Origin of the sequence: Microbacterium sp. USTB-Y, from assembly GCF_023703415.1 — a bacterium.
In the GTDB taxonomy this organism is placed as follows: domain Bacteria; phylum Actinomycetota; class Actinomycetes; order Actinomycetales; family Microbacteriaceae; genus Microbacterium.
Map to the genome: position 1 here is coordinate 34,495 of NZ_JAGMTU010000006.1, position 15,056 is coordinate 49,550.

Below are 15,056 nucleotides of genomic sequence, written 5' to 3' on the forward strand. Positions count from 1 at the left end.
GGTGCCGCAGGCCGGGGCGGAGGCGGATCGAGGCCACCCGACCGCCCGGGCTCACTTCTCGGCGAGCGCCTTCATGATCCGCTGCGGCGAGACCGGCTGCGCGGTGCCCAGGCGCTGGGCGAACAGGCTCACGCGGTACTCCTCGAGCAGCCAGCGCACCTCGACGAGCCGGGGCGCGGATCCGGCGGGCAGCGGGATCGCGCCCCCGGCATCGGCGTAGGCCTGCGCCATGCGCTCGTACTCGCTCTGCCGGGTGCGGTCCTTGCCCGGGGCGTCCGCGAGGGTGCGCAGCCGATCCAGGATGCCGTCGAGGTACCGCGGGAACTGGGCGAGGCGCTCGGCGCCGGCACCCGAGATGAAGCCGTTCGGGAGCAGGCCCGCGAGCTGGCCGCGGATGTCGTTCAGGGGCCCGAGCAGGGCGAGCGAGTTCTGCCCCTTCAGGGCCCGCTCGACCTCGCGCGCCTTCGTGAGGATCTTGGCGACCAGCGAGACGAGCGCGAACAGCTCGTCCACGACGACCGTGGAGACGCCGTCGCGCACACGGGCGAAGTCGGCCTCGGTGCGGACGATCCCCGCGGTCCCCGTGCCCGTCGCCGGGGTGGTCAGCCGATCGATCGCCGCCCGTGCGACCGCGGCGCGGGCGTCCTCGATGAGCGTCGCGACGTTCGGGTAGGGCGAGGCGGCGAGCGCGAGCTTCTCGGCGCTCGTCAGATGCTGCTGCACGTACGACGCGGGGGAGGGGATCCCGAGCAGCACCAGCCGCAGCACGCCCTCGCGGGTCGCGGAGAGCGCCGCCTCGGCCGTCGCCTCCACCCGCAGGGCGACCGAGGTGCGCTGGTCGACGAGGGCGGGATAGCCGCGCACCACGCCCCCGGCCACGCGGGTGTCCAGCACCTCCGGCAGGTCGCCGAGGTCCCACGTCGTGATGCCGTCGCGCTGGGTGAGGGCCGGAGCGGGGGAGGCCGCGGCCACCGCCGCGGCGCCGCGCCCTCGTGCGGGACGAGCGGCCTCAGGGCCGCGCTCGATCGAGCGGGCGACGCTCGCGCGCGAGCGATCCGCGAGCTCGCGCTGGAGCAGCGTGAGGTCCCGGCCGGAGCCCACCACGCGTCCGCGCTCGTCGACCGCCCGGAAGTTCATCCGCAGGTGCGCGGGCACGCGCTCCAGGTCGAACTCCGCGGCCGACACGGGCTGGTTCGCGAGGGGCTGGATGAGTCGCGCGAGCGCCTCGCGCAGGCTCCGGCCGGGCAGGCCCTGATGGGCCTCGGGCCCCTCGGCGGAGAGCTCGGCGCCGAACTTCTCGGCCCAGTCCGCCGCGGGCACCACGTGCCGGCGGATCGCCTTCGGCAGCGCCCGCAGCAGCGCCGTCACCAGTTCGGCGCGGAGACCCGGCACCTGCCAGTCGAACCCGGCGTCCTGCACCTGCTGCAGCAGGGCCAGCGGGATCACGACGCTCACGCCGTCGTCCGCGGCTCCCGGCTCGAAGCGGTACGCGAGGCCGAGCACCTGATCCGCCTGCGCCCAGCGCGGGGGGAAGTCCTGCTGGTCGGCGCGCTCGTCGTCGTCGATCAGGTCCGCCTCGCGCATCACGAGCAGCCTCGGCGTCGTCGCCAGGGCGTCACGCCACCACGCCTCGAAGGAGCGCACGTCGAAGACGTCGCTCGGGATGCGCTGATCGTAGAACCGGAAGACGGCCTCGTCGCCGACGAGGATGTCGCGGCGGCGCTCGCGCTCCTCGAGCTTCTCCAGGCGCTTGCGCAGCTCGGCGTTGCTGCGCCAGAAGGCGGACACCCGCTTGTCGATCCGGCCCGGATCCCACTCGCCCTCGACGAGCGCATGCCGCAGGAACAGCTCGCGCGCGGCCGGCCGATCGATGCGGGCGAACTGCACGCGACGGCGCGTCACGATCTCGACGCCGAACAGCGTCACCTTCTCGAACGCGACCGCGGCCCCCGACTCCTTGGACCAGTGCGGCTCGGAGATCTGCCGCTTGGCGAGATCGCCCGCGAGCGCCTCGGCCCAGGCCGGGTCGATCGCGGCGGCCGTGCGCGCGAACGTGCGCGAGGTCTCCACGATCTCCGCCGCCATGACGGCGCGCGGCGCCTTCTTGCGCAGCGCGGAGCCGGGGAACAGCGAGAACCGGATCCCGCGCGCGCCGCGGTACTCGGCGGCGCGGCGCTTCGGATCCTTCTTCCCGCCCTTGGCCGGCGGCCCCTTCGTGAGGGCGCGCTCGTCGAGGATCCCGATGTGGCTGAGGAGCCCCGCGAGCAGGGCGCGGTGCACCGCATCCGGATCGGCGGAGATGGGGTCGTTGAGCGAGGACGGCGAAGCCGACTGAGACGAGACGCGGTCACCCGTGAGATCGCCGCGTTTCGTCTCGCGGAGACCCTTCGCGGGGACGAGCGTGCGCAGCTGCCGGTGCACGTCGAACCACTCGCGCACCCGCACGTAGTTCAGGTGCTCTGCGCGGCAGAGCCGGCGGAACGCACTGGATCCGAGTTCCTTCTGCTGCTCGCGCAGGTGATTCCAGAGGTTCAGGATCGAGAGGAAGTCGCTCGTCGGATCCGCGAACCGCGCGTGCATCCGCTCGGCCTCGTCGCGCACGCCCTGCGGGGCGTCGGCGGAGGGGCGCTCGCGCACGTCCTGGATCGACAGCCCGGCGACGATCGCGAGCACGGGAGCGACGACGCCGGTGCGCACGGCCTCCACGAGCATGCGGGCGAAGCGCGGGTCGATCGGCATGCGCGCGATGTCACGCCCGATCCGGGTGAGCCGAGGGGCCTCGGATCCGGTCCCCGCGGTTCTCGGGGGCACCTGCACCGCACCGAGCTCGACGAGCAGGTCGAAGGCCGACCGCACGTCGCGGGATTCCGGCGGCGTGAGGAACGGGAACTCCGCGATGTCGCCGAATCCGAGGCTCAGCATCTGCAGCACCACCGCGGCGAGCGAGGTGCGCAGGATCTCGGGCTCGGTGAACTCCGGGCGCTTGTCGAAGTCGTCCTCACCGTAGAGGCGGATCGCGATGCCGGCGCTCGTGCGTCCGGCGCGCCCGGAGCGCTGGTTCGCGGACGCCTGCGACACGGCCTCGATCGGCAGCTGCTGCACCTTGGACCGGCTGCTGTAGCGCGAGATGCGGGCCGTGCCCGTGTCGATCACGTACTTGATGCCGGGGACCGTGAGGCTCGTCTCGGCGACGTTCGTGGCGAGGATCACGCGCCGCCGCAGTCCCGCCACGGTCGACGGCTCGAAGACCCGGTGCTGCTCGGCGGCGGAGAGCCGCCCGTACAGCGGCAGCACCTCGACCGGCGCGGTCTGGGAACGGTAGGCGCCGCGGATCGCGTCGGCGGCGTCGCGGATCTCGGCCTCGCCCGGGAGGAAGACGAGCACGTCGCCGCGCTCCTCGCGGTCGAGCTCGCGCAGCGCGCGCACGATCGCGGTGACCTCGTCCTCGGGCTCGGACTTCGCGGTGCGGGCTGACTTGGGCGCGCCGGCGTCCTCGCCCTCCTCGACGAGGGGCCGGTAGCGGATCTCGACGGGATAGGTGCGCCCGGAGACCTCGATGACCGGGGCGGGCTCGCCCTCCGCGTCGGCGAAGTGCTTCGCGAAGCTGTGCGGATCGATCGTCGCCGAGGTGATGACGACCTTGAGGTCGGGGCGCTCGGGGAGGATCCGGTGCAGGTAGCCGAGGAGGAAGTCGACGTTGAGGGAGCGCTCGTGCGCCTCGTCGATGATGATCGCGTCGTAGCGGCGCAGGAGCCGATCGCGGTGGATCTCGTTGAGCAGGATGCCGTCGGTCATGAGCGCGATCCGGGTCTCGTCCGAGACCTGGTCGGTGAAGCGCACCTTGTAGCCGACGAGCCCGCCGAGCGGCACGCGGAGCTCCTCCGCCACGCGCTCCGCGATCGTCCGGGCGGCGAGCCGACGCGGCTGGGTGTGCGCGATGCGCTCGCGGCCGAGCTCGAGCAGGATCTTCGGCAGCTGCGTCGTCTTGCCGGATCCGGTCGCGCCCGCGACCACGACGACCTGATGGTCGCGGATCGCCGCGGCGATCTCGTCGCGCGCGGCACTGACCGGGAGTTCCGGCGGATAGGAGATCACGGGCGCAGACATAGCCCTCCAGCCTATCGCGGGAGAAGCCCTTGTATCGGGTCTTCGTGCCGTCTCGATGAGCCGCGATACTGGGGGCATCATGAGCACACCCGTCATCCTCGACTGCGATCCCGGCCACGACGACGTCTTCGCGATCTGGCTCGCCGCCGCGCATCCCGCGATCGACCTGCGCGCCCTCACCACCGTCGGCGGCAACGGACTGCTGGAGTTCACGACGCGCAACGCCCGCATCGCGTGCACGGTCGCGGGCATCGAGGGGGTACCGATCGCGGCGGGTGCGGCCGGGCCGCTCCACGGCCGGCTGCATCCCGCCGAGCAGATCCACGGCGCGAACGCGCTCGGCGGTCCCGAACTGCCGGAGCCGACCGTCCCGGAGGATCCGCGGGACGCGCTGGCGCTCATGCGCGCGGTGCTCGAGGAGGCCGAGGAGCCCGTCACGATCGTCGCGACCGGGCCGCTCACGAACATCGGCCTGCTCGTGCGCGACCACGCCGACCTGCTGCCCCGCGTCGCCCGCGTCGTCTGGATGGGCGGGTCGACTGGCCGCGGCAACGCGACCCCCTACGCGGAGTTCAACGCCTGGACCGATCCCGAGGCGATCGCGCTCGTGCTGGACAGCGGCGTGGACTTCACGATGGTCGGGCTGAACATCTCGCACCAGGCGCTCATCACTCGAGAGGTGCGGGAGCGGATCCGGCGCATCGGCACGCGGTCCGCGGCGTTCGGCGCGGAGCTGCTGGAGTTCTTCTGCGCCACCTACGAGATCGCCGAGCACATGCCCGACGGACCGCTGCACGATCCGATCACGGTGGCGATGCTCATCGACCCCTCCGTGGCGACGACCGTGCGCGCCCGGCTCGACGTCGAGACCGAGGGCGTGTTCACGCGCGGTGCGACGAGCGTGGACCTCCTCGGCGCGCTCGGCACGGCGCCGAATGCCACGATCGCGATGGATCTCGACGTCGACCGGTTCTGGGCCCTCATCGAAGAGGCGGTCGGCACCCTCGCCTGAGCGATGCCCGCGCCTACGCGGCCCTTGCGCCGGGGCGCTGAGCGCTTGCCCCGCACGGACGAGCACGAGGGCGCCGGCCCGCGGGCCGGCGCGGGAACCTAGGGTGGAATCATGACGATCCCCGGAATCCTGCTCAACGACGGCCACACGATCCCCCAGCTCGGCTACGGGGTGTTCAAGGTCGATCCGGCCGACACCGAGCGCGCGGTCAGCGAAGCCCTCGAGATCGGATACCGCCACATCGACACCGCCGCCATCTACGGCAACGAGGCGGGCGTCGGGGCGGCGATCGCCAAGAGCGGCATCCCGCGCGACGAGCTGTTCATCACGACCAAGCTGTGGAACGACCGGCACGACGGCGACGAGCCGGATGCCGCCATCGCGGAGAGCCTGGAGAAGCTCGGCCTCGACCACGTCGACCTCTACCTCGTGCACTGGCCGACCCCGGCGAAGGACAACTACGTGCACGCCTGGGAGAAGGTCGTCGCGATCCGCGATCGGGGGCTCGCGCGTTCCGCCGGTGTCTCGAACTTCCTCGTGCCGCACCTCGAGCGCATCGTCGCCGAGACGGGCGTCACCCCCGCGGTCGACCAGATCGAACTGCACCCGGCGTACCAGCAGCGCGACGTCGCCTCCTGGGCGCGCGACCATGACGTCAAGATCGAGGCCTGGGGCCCGCTCGGTCAGGGCAAGTACGACCTGTTCGGGATCCCGGCCGTCGCCGAAGCGGCCGCCGCGCACGGCAAGACCCCGGCGCAGGTCGTGCTGCGCTGGCACCTCCAGAAGGGCAACATCGTCTTCCCGAAGTCGGTGCACGCCGAGCGTCTGCGGGAGAACCTCGACGTGTTCGACTTCGCGCTGAGCGATGCCGAGTTCGCCGCGATCTCGGCGCTCGACCCGGGAGACGGATCCGGTCGCGTCGCCTCGCACCCGGACGAGGTCAACTGACCTCCGCACCCGGGATCGCGGGCGAGCAGGGCCGCGGCCCGCGGCCGGCGTAGCGTGAGGCCATGAGCAACCGCCTCGCCGGCACCGGCAGCCCCTATCTGCGCGCGCACGCCGACAACCCGGTGGACTGGTACCCCTGGGGCGAGGAGGCGTTCGCCGAGGCGCGGCGCCGGGACGTCCCGGTGCTCATCTCGATCGGCTACTCCACGTGCCACTGGTGCCACGTCATGGCGCGCGAGTCGTTCCAGGATCCGGACACCGCTGCGCAGCTCAACAGCAGCTTCGTGTCGATCAAGGTCGATCGCGAGGAGCACCCCGAGGTCGATGCCGCATACCTGGCGGCTGCCTCGGCGTTCACCCGCGATCTGGGCTGGCCGCTCACGGTCTTCGCCACGCCGTCCGGGCGGACCTTCCACGCGGGGACGTACTTCCCGCCGGTCGATCGCGGCCGGATGCCCGGATTCCGCACGGTGCTCGCGGCCGTGCGCGAGGCGTGGACCGATCGTCGCGCGGAGGTGGAGGCGCAGGCCGGGGCGGTCGCCGAGGTCCTCGCGGCCTCGGCGGCATCCGAGGCCGCGCCGCTGCCGGACGAACGCGCGCTCGCCGCCGCCGCGGACGAGATCGTCGCCCGGGAGGATCGCCGGTACGGCGGCTTCGGCACGGCGCCGAAGTTCCCCGTCGCCACGACCCTGCGCTTCCTGCAGGCCGAGGGCCGTAACGAGGTCGTCGCGCGCGCCCTGGACGCGATGGCGGCCTCGGAGCTCCGCGACGAGGACGGCGGGTTCTTCCGCTACGCCACGCAGCAGGATTGGTCGGTGCCGCACTACGAGCGGATGCTCATCGACAACGCCCAGCTGCTCGATGTGGCGATCGATGCCGGACGGGCCGATGTCGCGCGGGGCATCGCGGACTTCCTCCTCGCCGTCCTGCAGCGCCCCGGAGGCGGTTTCGGCGCCGCGCAGGACTCGGAGTCGTGGATCGAGGGGCAGCGCAGCGAGGGCGGCTACTACCGTGTCCCGCTCCACGCGCGGGCACAGCTGGAGCCGCCCGCGGTGGACGGCAAGATCATCACGGGCTGGAACGGGCTCGTGATCGGTGCGCTCGCCCGGGCCGGAGCCGATCTCGGCGAGTCCTCGTGGATCGACGCCGCCGTGCGCGCCGCGGAGCTCGTGCTGACGGTGAACCGCGACGCCGGCGGGCGACTCGTGCGCACCTCGCTCGACGGCGTTCCCTCGGCCGCCGTCGCCACCGACGCCGACCTCGGGCTGCTCGCCGACGGCCTGCTGGCCCTCGCACTCGCCACGGGCGACCCTCGGTGGGCGGCACGGGGGCTGGAGGTGCTGGCGGCTGACGCGGTCGCCGACCCCGTGCTCGCCGGGCAGGGGATCCCCGGGTCCGTCGACGGCGGAGACGGCGATCTCCCCTCGGGCGCCTCCGCCCGCGCGGCCGCGCACCTCACCGCCTGGCGGCTCGGCGCGGGGGAGCAGCATCGCGAGCGCGCGGCCGCCCTCGTCCGCGCCGGCGCGGCGCAGGCGCTGCGCCACCCGTTCGGATCCGGTGCGCTGCTGCGCGCGGCGGCGGGCCTGGCCCGCCCGCCGCGGCAGATCGTCGCGGTGACCTCGGATCCGCGAGGACCGCTCGCGGCGGCGGTGCGCGCGGCGGACGCCGACCTCGCGGCGGTGCTGAGCCCGCAGCAGGCGCGGGCCTTCGCCGAGGTCGGCTTCACGCTGTTCGAGGGGCGCGACGGCGTCGACGGCGTCGCCTATGACTGCCGCGGCTTCGTCTGCCGTCTGCCGGTGTCGGATCCGGCGCTCGTTCCTGCGGCACGCTGAGCGCCGCGGATCGATTGCTGTACATTCTGACCAGGGTTGAGCGGTAGAAGGGCGACAGGCTGTGCGACATGCGCAGGCTCAGCTGTCCCGTTTGTCCAGCGATCGTCGCCGTGGATACAGTGGCCGGACCCCGGCGACGTCGCCGCACCGGCCCTGCCGCCCGACGCGCCGCCCTCCGGCCCGAACGAACCGCAGCAAGGACGCCACGACGATGCCCCTCCCTGTCACCCCGCCCGCCGAGATCCCGCCCACCAATCCGCGGCTCGACGCCGTTCCGGCCTACAGGCAGGGACGCTCCGCCCCGGCCGGCGCCTCGAAGCTCTCCTCGAACGAGTCCCCGCACCCGCCGCTGCCCTCCGTGGTCTCGGCGGTCGCCGACCGGCTCGGATCCCTCCACCGCTATCCGCAGATGGCGGCGCCCGAGATCATCGGCCGCCTCGCCGAGCGCTACCGCGTCGACCCCGCGCTCGTCACGGTCGGCGCCGGATCCGTCGAGCTGGCCTCCCAGCTCATCCACGCCGTGGCGGGCGAGGGCGATGAGGTCGTGTTCGCCTGGCGCTCCTTCGAGGCGTATCCGTCGCTCGTCCGCATCGCGGGCGCGACCCCGGTGATGGTCCCGCTGGACGCGGAGCACCGGCACGACCTCGACGCGATGCTCGCGGCGATCACCGAGCGCACCCGCCTCGTCTTCGTCTGCAACCCGAACAACCCCACCGGCACGGTCGTGGGCCCCGAGGAGCTCGAGCGCTTCGTGGCGGCGGTGCCGCGCGACGTGCTCGTCGTGATCGACGAGGCCTATGTGCACTTCGACGGCTCGGCGTACTTCGCCGATGCCCCCGGGGCGACGGATCCGGAGCGCGGTGCGGGCCTCGAGCTGTTCCGCCGCCACCCGCACGTCGCCGTGCTGCACACGTTCTCCAAGGCCTACGGGCTTGCAGGCCTGCGGATCGGCTACGCGATCGCGCCCTCCGCGGTCGCCGCCGCGCAGCGCAAGGTCGCCGTGCCCTTCGGCGTCACCGACCTGGCCCAGGCCGCCGCCGTCGCCTCGCTCGACGCGCAGGACGAGCTCGCGGTGCGCATCGCCGAGGTCACCGCCGAGCGCGACCGCCTGCACGACGTGCTCATCGACGCGGGCTGGCCCGCGGTGCGCTCCGAGGCGAACTTCGTGTGGATTCCGGCGGGGGAGCGCTCCGCCGAGCTCGACGGCCTCCTGCACGACGGCGGCGTCGTCGCCCGCACGTTCCCGGGCGAGGGAGTGCGCATCTCGGCCGGATCCGCCCAGGACGTCGACCGCGTCGCGGCGGCCCTCGCCGCCTCGACGCGCAACCCCGCCCACCCCACCGCTGCCGTTCGCGAGGAGGCGACCGCATGACCACCGAAGTCCCGCTGACCACGACCACGACCAAGGGACTGCATCCCGGGCTCACCCGTCGGCAGATCTCGATGATGGGCCTCGGCGGCGCGATCGGCGCCGGCCTCTTCGTCGGCTCCGGCCAGGCGATCGGCATCGCCGGCCCCGCCGTGATCGTCTCCTACCTCGTCGCGGGCACGATCGTCGTGCTCGTGATGGCGATGCTCGCCGAGATGGTCGCCGCCAACCCGTCCTCGGGTGCGTTCAGCTCCTACGCGCAGAAGGCGATGGGCCGCAGCGTCGGCAGCGCGGTCGGCTGGCTGTACTGGATCCAGCTCGTCGTCGTGATCGCCGCGGAGGCGACCGGGGCCGCCGGCATCGTCGCGCACCGCTTCCCCGGCCTGCCCGAGTGGGCGTGGGTGCTGCTCTTCGTCCTCGCGCTCACGATCGTGAACCTGCTCGGGGTGCGCAACTACGGCCGGTTCGAGTTCTGGTTCGCGGCGATCAAGGTCGCCGCGATCATCGCGTTCCTCGTCGTCGGCGTGCTCGCGATCGTCGGACTGATCCCCGGCACCCCCGCGACCGGCGTGGGGAACCTCGTCGACCAGGGCGGCTTCGCGCCCACCGGCATCGCCGGGATCGCGGGCGCCCTGCTCATCGTGGTCTTCGCATTCGGCGGCACCGAGGTGGTCGCGATCGCGGCAGCCGAGTCGGACGACCCCGCGCGCAACATCAGCCGCATCGTGCGCCAGGTGATGGTGCGGATCCTGGTGTTCTACGTCGGATCCATCTTCGTGATCGTCGCGGTGCTGCCGTGGAACTCGAAGGAGGTGCTCGCCGGTCCCTTCTCCGCCGTGCTGGACACCCTGAGGATCCCGGGCGTCGGTCTCGTGATGGACCTCATCGTGATCGTGGCGCTGCTGTCGGCCATGAACGCCAACATCTACGGCGCCTCCCGGATGGCGTTCTCGCTGGGCGAGCGCGGTCTCGCCCCGCTCGCGCTCACCCGGACGAGTCTCGCCGGGGTGCCCCGCGTCGCCGTGCTGGCCTCGGTCGCGTTCAGCTTCGTCACGGTGATCCTGAACTGGATCTGGCCCGAGCAGGTGCTTCCCACCCTGCTGAACGTGGTGGGATCCACCCTGCTGGTGATGTGGACGGCGACGGCGGTCACGCAGCTGATCCTGCGCCGCCGCGCCGACGCCGAGGGCACCCCGCTGCCCATGCGCATGTGGGGTTTCCCGTGGCTGTCGATCGTCACCATCGTGCTGCTGGGCGCCGTGATCGTGCTCACCATGTTCGACGCCGGCGCGCGCACGCAGCTGCTGCTCACGATCGGCCTCACCGTGGTGCTGCTCGTGGTGGCGCGCCTCACGCGCGGCCTGTCCCGTCCCGGAGTGCTCAAGGACTCCGCCGACGAGGTGTTCCGGAGCTGACGATGCGCATCGATGCTCTCGACGCGGCCCTCATCCGGCTGCTCACCGACTCGCCGCAGCTGCCCGTGCTGGAGTGCGCGCGGCGGCTCGGCGTGGCGCGCGGCACCGTCACCAGCCGGCTCGCCCGGCTGCACGAGAACGGCGTGATCGAGGGCATCGTTCCGCGCATCGACCCGCGCGGGTTCGGATACGCCCTGACGGCGTTCTGTCAGGTCGAGATCGACCAGAAGGTCGGGCACGACGACGTCGCGGAGGCTCTGGCGTCGGCGATCCCCGAGGTCGTGGACATGTACACCGTCACCGGGGCGAGCGACATGCAGCTGCGCCTGGTGGCGCACAGCGCGGAGCAGCTGCAGGAGGTGCTGGACCGCATCGCGCTGGTGCCCGGGGTGGCCCGCACCGCCAGCTCGATCGCGATGCGCACGCACCTCAGCGGACGCGTGCTGCCGCTCGTGGAGCACGCCGCCCGCGGCTGACACCGCGCGGGCCGCAGGGGCGGGATCCGGCGTCAGCCGCTGTTGCGCGGATGACGCCGGGCGGCCCGCTCGTTGCCGCGCCGGTAGTTCCCCGTGACCCGGGCCATGAGCAGCTGGGGATCCTGCGTCTGCACCTGGTCGAGGAACTCGGCGGCGCGACGGCCGCGCAGCGTGGTCGCGACCGCGCCGCGGTGCGTGATGACGACGTCCTCGCCGCGCACGGCGTAGGTGAAGCCCGAAGGTGCCGGCATCGTCCTACTCGTCGTTCCCGGTCCAGCCCTTGCGGCGGAACCACCACCACATGATCGCCCCCGAGATCACCATGGATCCGATGCCGAGCAGGAAGAAGGACCACGGACCGGACAGCACGTGGGCGATCGACCAGTCGAAGTTCATCCCGAAGAAGCCGGTGAGGAAGCTCAGCGGCAGGAAGATCGACGCGATGATCGCGAGCTGCTTGGAGGTCTCGCCCTGACGGTTCGCGACCATCGAGAGGTAGAGGTCGGTGCAGCCGGCGACCATGTCGTGGTAGCCGTCGAGCTCATCGGTGATGCGGATGAGGTGGTCGTAGATGTCGCGGAAGTAGTCGTGGCTGTCGGCCTCCAGACCCGCGAGATCCGTGATCACCTCGACCTGCCGGGCGAACAGGTCGCGCATCGGCACCACGGCGCGGCGCAGGGTGAGCAGCAGGCGCTTGAGGCCGAAGGTCTGCTGCAGCTCCTTGCGGCCGCCGCCCGCGACGATCGCGTCCTCGAGGGCGTTGATCTCCTCGTCCAGGTCGCTGAGCACGGGGAAGTAGCTGTCCACGATCACGTCGATGATCTTGTAGACGTAGTACCGCTCGGTCTTCGGACTGGTCGAGTTCTGCAGCAGGGTCCGCACCTGGCTCAGGTCGGTGAACCGGCCGCCGTGCACCGTGATGACGTAGTCGCCGGTGAGGTGGCAGTGCACCTCTTCCAGCGGATGGTCGTTCTCGTCCTCCGGGTGCGCGGCGATCGCGGCCTGCAGCACGAGCAGCGCCCCGTCGCCGTACACGTCCAGCTTGGGCCGCTGCCCCATCCTCTGGGTGTCCTCGATGGACAGCGGATGCCAGCCCAGCGCCGTCCCGATCCGCTGGATCTCCTCGGCGGAGGGCGCGATCAGATCCAGCCAGAAGAACTCGTCCTGCGCGCGCAGCTGCGCGATGAGCTCCTCGTCGAACGTGTCCAGGATGCGCATGTCAGATCCAGGTGATCATCCAGTTGTGGGCCTGCCAGAACCACCACGGCACCGGCAGCCCGATCCACAGCGGATACCAGAAGGCGCTGACGAGCAGGATCAGCACCACGATCACCAGAACGGTGCGCTGACCGGCCTGCCGGCGATGGCGAGGAGCGCTGCGTCGTCCGGCGATGTCGCGCAGCGCGAGCACCAGGGCGAGGATCAGGAACGGCGCCATCACCACCGTGTAGAACTGGAAGATCGTGCGCTCGGGGAACGCCAGCCACGGCAGGTACGTGGCGGCGAGCCCGACCAGCGGGATCGCGTAGCTCCAGGGCATCGGGGAGCGCAGCACGAGGCCGCGCACGAAGCGCACCAGCAGGTAGACCGCGGCGGCGACGCCGAGGTACCAGATGAGCGGGTTCGGGATCGACGTGATCGTGCCGATGCAGTGATCGGTGCCGAAGCAGGGGGCGTCCTGGCCGCCGACCCAGAACGCGGTGGGGCGGATGAGCAGCGGCCACTGCCACGCCGGGCTGGCGTACGGGTGCGAGGAGGTGAGCCCCACATGGAACGCCAGGATGTCCGAGTGGTACTTGAGCCAGGAGGCGAGCGCGCCGTCCGCCGCGTTGCGGTCGTAGCCGCCCGAGGTCAGGAACCATCCGCTCCAGGACGCGAGGTAGGTGGCGGCGGCCACCGGCACGAGCAGCAGGAAGCTCACCGGCCCCTGGCGCAGCACGGCATCGGTCGGCCACAGGGCGACGCCCGCGCGGCGTCGCGCCAGCGCGTCGGTGACGACGAGATAGATCCCCGCGGCGGCGAGGACGTAGGCGCCCGACCACTTCACGCTGGTCGCGGCGCCGAGCGCGAGTCCTGCCAGGACGACCCAGGGGCGGCCCCAGAACACCCGGCCCCACAGCGTCGGCGCGTCGCCGCGCTCGTGCGAGGTCCGGTCCTCCAGGCGGGGCATCACCCGCTGCCGGTCGTACACGAGGAAGAGGATCCCGAGCACGATGAAGAACGTCAGGATCCCGTCCAGCAGGCCGATCCGGCTCAGCACGATGCCGAGCCCGTCGACGGCCAGCAGGAGTCCGGCCAGGGTGGCCGCGACGACGGAGCGGGTCAGCGCCTTGGCGAGCAGGTACACGACGAGCACCGTCAGCGTGCCGATGATCGCCGTGGAGATGCGCCAGCCGAAGCTGGATCCGGGGCCGAAGGCGGCGATGCCCAGCGCGATCAGCCATTTGCCGAGCGGCGGGTGCACCACGAAGGAGCCCGCGGTCTGCAGGGCGCTCGTGTCGCCGGACGCGAACAGCTCGTTCGCCTTGTCGCCCCAGGTGCCCTCGTAGCCCTGCACCCACAGCGACCAGGCGTCCTTGACGTAGTACGTCTCGTCGAAGACGATCGCGTGCGGATGCCCGATCCCCGTGATCCGCAGCACCGCGGCGAGCAGCGTGACGAGGGCCGGGGCGAGCCAGCTCACCAGCCGCAGCCTCGCCGGATCCCCGAGCCACGCGTCGCGCAGACGCTCCCAGCCGGTGGGACGGTCGTCGTGCCGTTCCTCGAGGGGCGGCAGCAGGGGCGCGGTCACCCGCTCAGCCTATGCTGGGGCGGGTGATCATCCTCGCGGCCACTCCGATCGGAAATCTCGGCGACGCGTCCCGCCGCCTGGTCGAGGTGCTGGAGGGCGCCACGATCATCGCCGCGGAGGACACCCGCACCACGCAGCGGCTGCTGCAGGCCCTCGGCATCGCGAACCGGCCGAGGCTCATCGCGCTGCACGACCACAACGAGAAGGCCAAGGCCGCGGAGCTCGCCGAGCTCGCCGCCTCCGAGGACATCGTGGTGCTCAGCGATGCGGGCATGCCGACCGTGAGCGACCCCGGGTACGGGCTGGTCGCCGCGGCCGCCGCGCGGGGCGTCACCGTCACCGCGATCCCGGGGCCGAGCGCGGTCGTGACGGCCCTCGCCGTGTCGGGGCTGCCCACCGACCGGTTCACGTTCGAGGGGTTCCTGCCGCGCAAGCCGGGGGAGCGCCGCTCCGCACTCGCGGCGCTCGCGACCGAGCCCCGCACGATGGTGTTCTTCGAGTCGCCGTCGCGCCTGGCCGCGACCCTGGACGACATGGCGACGGCGTTCGGCGCGGACCGCCGCGCCGCCGTGTGCCGCGAGCTCACGAAGCTGTTCGAAGAGGTGCGTCGCGGCGGTGCGGCCGAGCTGGCCGCCTGGGCGGCCGAGGGCGTGAAGGGCGAGATCGTCGTCGTCGTGGAGGGCGCGGCGCCCCGCGTCGTCTCGCCGGAGGACGCGCTGTCCCAGGTGCAGGCGCTGGTGGCCTCGGGGGTGCGGCTGAAGGACGCCTGCGCCGAGGTCGCCGCCGCCACGGGACTCGGATCCCGCGATCTGTACCAGGCGGCGCTCGCCGCCCGCAGCGCCTGACCCCTCCGACGCCGTGCCTCCGGCGCCGGCCGCGCGCTCGCTGCGCTGTCGAGGGCACGCCGTGCCGTCGAGCGCACGGGTCTTCCGCGCGGAGTTCCCGTGCACTCGACAGGATCCGGTGCCTTCGAGGAGCACCGGATCCTGTCGTCGCGTCACTGCCGCGGGTCGGGGACGGCGGGATCGGCGGGCGGTCGGAAGATCGGCGGCACAGGCACGCTGATCGTCGGCGGCAGCGTCAGCGCGGAGGGGGTGAGTGCGGGT

General features: G+C 72.4%; 11 protein-coding genes. 7 read left to right on the plus strand and 4 right to left on the minus strand.

All coding sequences use genetic code 11. The features are described from left to right. Positions 1–51: 51 nt before the first annotated feature. A complete protein-coding gene (hrpA, locus tag J8G10_RS15080; RefSeq protein WP_251446701.1) occupies positions 52–4,107 on the minus strand; it encodes an ATP-dependent RNA helicase HrpA in 4,056 nt (1,351 codons plus the stop codon). 79 nt (positions 4,108–4,186) lie between these two features. Between hrpA and J8G10_RS15085 the strand changes: the two genes are divergently transcribed. From J8G10_RS15085 to J8G10_RS15110, 6 genes are all read left to right on the plus strand, one after another. After that, the gene (locus J8G10_RS15085) at positions 4,187–5,119 is read left to right on the plus strand and encodes a nucleoside hydrolase (protein ID WP_251446704.1); all 933 of its coding nucleotides are present in this window, start codon (positions 4,187–4,189) and stop codon (positions 5,117–5,119) included. A gap of 111 nt (positions 5,120–5,230) precedes the next feature. After that, complete coding sequence (locus J8G10_RS15090; RefSeq protein WP_251446706.1) at positions 5,231–6,067, plus strand: aldo/keto reductase; 837 nt, start codon at positions 5,231–5,233, stop codon at positions 6,065–6,067. Positions 6,068–6,129: 62 nt separating this feature from the next. After that, entirely contained in the window at positions 6,130–7,899 is a 1,770-nt protein-coding gene (locus tag J8G10_RS15095; RefSeq protein WP_251446709.1) for a thioredoxin domain-containing protein, read from the plus strand. Between the two features lie 211 nt (positions 7,900–8,110). Then, a complete protein-coding gene (locus tag J8G10_RS15100) occupies positions 8,111–9,271 on the plus strand; it encodes a histidinol-phosphate transaminase (RefSeq protein WP_251446712.1) in 1,161 nt (386 codons plus the stop codon). Next, positions 9,268–10,683 (plus strand): amino acid permease, encoded by a 1,416-nt coding sequence (locus tag J8G10_RS15105; protein ID WP_251446715.1) that lies wholly within the window; start codon positions 9,268–9,270, stop codon positions 10,681–10,683. Before J8G10_RS15100 ends, J8G10_RS15105 begins: the two co-directional genes overlap by 4 nt. Positions 10,684–10,685: 2 nt before the next feature. Beyond that, positions 10,686–11,159 (plus strand): Lrp/AsnC family transcriptional regulator, encoded by a 474-nt coding sequence (locus tag J8G10_RS15110; RefSeq protein WP_251446718.1) that lies wholly within the window; start codon positions 10,686–10,688, stop codon positions 11,157–11,159. A 32-nt stretch (positions 11,160–11,191) separates the two neighbouring features. On the opposite strand, the gene J8G10_RS15115 is transcribed toward J8G10_RS15110, so the two are convergent. The 3 genes from J8G10_RS15115 to J8G10_RS15125 are packed head-to-tail and all read right to left on the minus strand — an operon-like array spanning position 11,192 to position 13,950. Beyond that, positions 11,192–11,410: a hypothetical protein gene (locus J8G10_RS15115; RefSeq protein WP_251446721.1), complete on the minus strand. Its 219-nt coding sequence runs from the start codon at positions 11,408–11,410 to the stop codon at positions 11,192–11,194. 4 nt (positions 11,411–11,414) lie between these two features. After that, positions 11,415–12,377, minus strand: a complete 963-nt coding sequence (locus J8G10_RS15120) for a magnesium transporter CorA family protein (protein ID WP_251446724.1) — start codon at positions 12,375–12,377, stop codon at positions 11,415–11,417. A 1-nt stretch (position 12,378) separates the two neighbouring features. Next, entirely contained in the window at positions 12,379–13,950 is a 1,572-nt protein-coding gene (locus J8G10_RS15125; protein WP_251446728.1) for a phospholipid carrier-dependent glycosyltransferase, read from the minus strand. A 23-nt stretch (positions 13,951–13,973) separates the two neighbouring features. Here J8G10_RS15125 and rsmI point away from each other — a divergent pair, with 23 nt between their 5' ends. Continuing rightward, positions 13,974–14,795 carry a 16S rRNA (cytidine(1402)-2'-O)-methyltransferase gene (gene rsmI / locus J8G10_RS15130; protein WP_251446732.1) on the plus strand — a complete coding sequence of 274 codons (822 nt, stop codon included), beginning with the start codon at positions 13,974–13,976 and terminating at the stop codon, positions 14,793–14,795. Positions 14,796–15,056: the final 261 nt, after the last annotated feature.

Coding starts and splice junctions, on each gene's coding strand:
- hrpA (WP_251446701.1), bottom strand. CDS start 4,107: ATGTCTGCGCCCGTGATCTCCTATCCGCCGGAACTCCCGGTCAGTGCC.
- J8G10_RS15085 (WP_251446704.1), top strand. CDS start 4,187: ATGAGCACACCCGTCATCCTCGACTGCGATCCCGGCCACGACGACGTC.
- J8G10_RS15090 (WP_251446706.1), top strand. CDS start 5,231: ATGACGATCCCCGGAATCCTGCTCAACGACGGCCACACGATCCCCCAG.
- J8G10_RS15095 (WP_251446709.1), top strand. CDS start 6,130: ATGAGCAACCGCCTCGCCGGCACCGGCAGCCCCTATCTGCGCGCGCAC.
- J8G10_RS15100 (WP_251446712.1), top strand. CDS start 8,111: ATGCCCCTCCCTGTCACCCCGCCCGCCGAGATCCCGCCCACCAATCCG.
- J8G10_RS15105 (WP_251446715.1), top strand. CDS start 9,268: ATGACCACCGAAGTCCCGCTGACCACGACCACGACCAAGGGACTGCAT.
- J8G10_RS15110 (WP_251446718.1), top strand. CDS start 10,686: ATGCGCATCGATGCTCTCGACGCGGCCCTCATCCGGCTGCTCACCGAC.
- J8G10_RS15115 (WP_251446721.1), bottom strand. CDS start 11,410: ATGCCGGCACCTTCGGGCTTCACCTACGCCGTGCGCGGCGAGGACGTC.
- J8G10_RS15120 (WP_251446724.1), bottom strand. CDS start 12,377: ATGCGCATCCTGGACACGTTCGACGAGGAGCTCATCGCGCAGCTGCGC.